This is a genomic window from Mycobacterium innocens (assembly GCF_900566055.1).
Lineage (GTDB): Bacteria > Actinomycetota > Actinomycetes > Mycobacteriales > Mycobacteriaceae > Mycobacterium > Mycobacterium innocens.
The window spans coordinates 1-2,294 of the sequence record NZ_UPHQ01000257.1 but is presented as its reverse complement, the minus strand read 5'-3'; the positions used below and the strand labels follow the sequence as shown (position 1 = coordinate 2,294).

Sequence of the window (2,294 nt, the reverse complement as noted above, 5' to 3'; positions counted from 1 at the left end):
CCGGCCACATCCAGCCGGGCCAGCATCGACCACACCGCAGCCAGATCCCCGAACTGCTTGTGCTGGCTACGGATCGGCTGCCCGGCCGGCGTCTCGGACAGCTTCGCCATCACCTCCTCCGCGCTGCCCAAATACTGCTGAGACACGATGCGCGGCTTGCCCTGCACTCGAGCCGATTCCACCAGGTAGTAATAGGTCTGCTTGCCGCGTCGCTTACCCACGATCGACGCCATATATGGGTAATACACTCCAAACCCACAAACCTCAAGCACCACAACACAAGACACGCCGCTCAACCACGAAGGCCGGAAACTCCCGCTAGCGCCGCTGCGGCGCCGGGAAGCGAAATCCGCGCCGTCGCTTCGGCTCTGCTAACCGCCGGCGGGCGTTCGAGGGACGAACCTTGTCCGGGCCATCGGCGCGGCACCCGCGCGGGCGACCCCGGTTCACGGCCAGGCTGGACATTGCCATTTGGACCCACGGCGTTCCGGAGTCTGGATCGGCCGCAACCGCGCCGGGCAACAGGTCGGCGTCCGGAAGGATTGCCGGGGCTTTGACGGCCCAACTCGGCGGTACCGACAGCCTTCCGATCGAGTCCGCGCTACCCAACGCTGCGCTGATTTGATGAGCCGGGGCGGTGATGGGCACCATGTGGGTCGCCGCGGCGGCACCACCCATCGCGGCCTTGGCCAGCGCCTTGGTCGCAAAGCTTTGCATCATGCTGCCATGTTCATCCCGTCCATGACGGAGAGGGAAAAGATGATCGGTTCGAACGCCACCTTGCCCCCCAGCAGTCCCCACTCGGTCGTCTTCCGCATCGCATTCGCGGCGTCGGTTATCGCGGTCCACACTTTCGACCAAGTGCCGGAGCTGGCCGGGGAAGCGAGTGCCTGCAGTGCCGAGGGTGTCAGCTCGTGCAGCCGCGCCACATGCTGAAGTACCTCACCCGAGGCGTGTCCGGTGCCGACTGCGCGCGCGGCGAACTGGCCGGCGAGTCCGCCTGGATCGGTGGTCGGCGCCGGCGCGGTGAACGGCGTCAGACGCGATGCGGCCGCCGACGCTTCGGCATATGCATATATGGCGGCGGCGTCCTGCGCCCACATCCTGCCGTAATCCGCTTCGTTGAGCATGATCAGCGGGGTGTTCTGGCCGAAGAAGTTGGTAGCGACCAGCACATGGTGCCCGAGCCGGTTGGTCAGGACTTCGGCCAGCGGCACCGTCGTCAGGTGCGCGATCTCGTACGCGGCTGCAAACAGCCGCGCGTGCTGTCCGGCCCGTTCGGCTTCTGCAGCGCTGGCCGTCAACCATGCCACGAAAAGCGCGGCTGCTGCCGTCATCTTTGTCGCCGACGGTACTCGCCATGACATGGCCAGGTTGGCGAGCATCGTTGCATACGTGCTGGCCGCATCGTAGAAATTGGCGGCCATCTCATTCCAGGCGACTGCGGCCGCATGCAGTGAGCCGGCGCCTGGGCCGGCCCACATCCTGCCGGAGTTGACCTCCGGCGTCAATAGCGCGTAATCCATTGTGGCACTGCTCTTCTACGCCAGATTGACTCTATTCGTGGCCTCAACGGCGGTATACGAATCCCCACAAGCCGCCAGCGTCGCGACAAACGCCTCGTGAATCGCGATAGCCCTGGTGTAGACCGCCTGGAACGCTTTCGCGTGTGCCGCGAAATACATCGCGGTCAACGCCGAAAACTCTTCGGCCGCAGGCGGAATCACATTCATGGTCGCAGCGGCCGCGGCCGCGTTACGGGAGATCATCGACGAGCCGAGTGCTTGCAGCTTGGTCGCCGCTGACTGCAGCATTTCCGGCTCTGTGGTGAGAATCGACATTGGGTAACTAAACCTCCGCGACTTATCAAGGCGTGTAGTTGAATGGGGGTCGGCGGCTACGGCGCCGTCGAGCCCGATTGGCCGTACCCTGCCGAGTGTCCTTGGGGTACAGGTATGTTGGTGCGACTTCGTTGTCGGAGAGTGACGCTTTCGTCCAAAAGTCGTTGTGAGCGAGCTGCTTAACTAGACCGCCGCCGGCGCGGAGAATTCGGCGTCGACGTACTGGCCTAGGGGCCGTGGATGGTGTTGTCGTTCGATCTCGCACAAGCGTTGCTCACGGCCGGGCCGTTTGGTACGGAGCGCATACCCATGCCTCCTGGACTAGTCCCTGAGTAAGCGTGTCGGCTGGGGAGGATAGGGCAAAGGCCTTACCCTGGCTGGGTTTGCGACTTCAACGCAGCCCAGCGGGAAAGGCCTTTGTGGTGAAGAAGATATCGCATGAGCAGAGTCGGC

At 63.9% G+C, this 2,294-nt stretch carries 3 protein-coding genes and 1 pseudogene; all 4 read right to left on the bottom strand.

Annotated features, from left to right (window positions below; all coding sequences use genetic code 11):
* Positions 1-233 (bottom strand): annotated as a pseudogene (locus EET03_RS25075) (IS1634 family transposase); the annotation flags it as partial.
* Between the two features lie 85 nt (positions 234-318).
* On the bottom strand, positions 319-720 hold the full coding sequence (locus tag EET03_RS25070) for a PE/PPE C-terminal domain-containing protein (protein WP_075542680.1): 402 nt from the start codon (positions 718-720) through the stop codon (positions 319-321).
* Positions 717-1,526 (bottom strand): PPE family protein, encoded by an 810-nt coding sequence (locus EET03_RS25065; RefSeq protein WP_075542679.1) that lies wholly within the window; start codon positions 1,524-1,526, stop codon positions 717-719. The genes EET03_RS25070 and EET03_RS25065 overlap by 4 nt, the downstream gene beginning before the upstream one ends.
* A 15-nt stretch (positions 1,527-1,541) precedes the next feature.
* On the bottom strand, positions 1,542-1,841 hold the full coding sequence (locus tag EET03_RS25060; protein WP_075542678.1) for a PE family protein: 300 nt from the start codon (positions 1,839-1,841) through the stop codon (positions 1,542-1,544).
* Positions 1,842-2,294 lie beyond the last annotated feature (453 nt).

Excerpts from the sequence above, each read along its gene's own strand:
- EET03_RS25065 (WP_075542679.1), bottom strand. The coding sequence starts at position 1,526 with ATGGATTACGCGCTATTGACGCCGGAGGTCAACTCCGGCAGGATGTGG.
- EET03_RS25060 (WP_075542678.1), bottom strand. The coding sequence starts at position 1,841 with ATGTCGATTCTCACCACAGAGCCGGAAATGCTGCAGTCAGCGGCGACC.
- EET03_RS25070 (WP_075542680.1), bottom strand. The coding sequence starts at position 720 with ATGATGCAAAGCTTTGCGACCAAGGCGCTGGCCAAGGCCGCGATGGGT.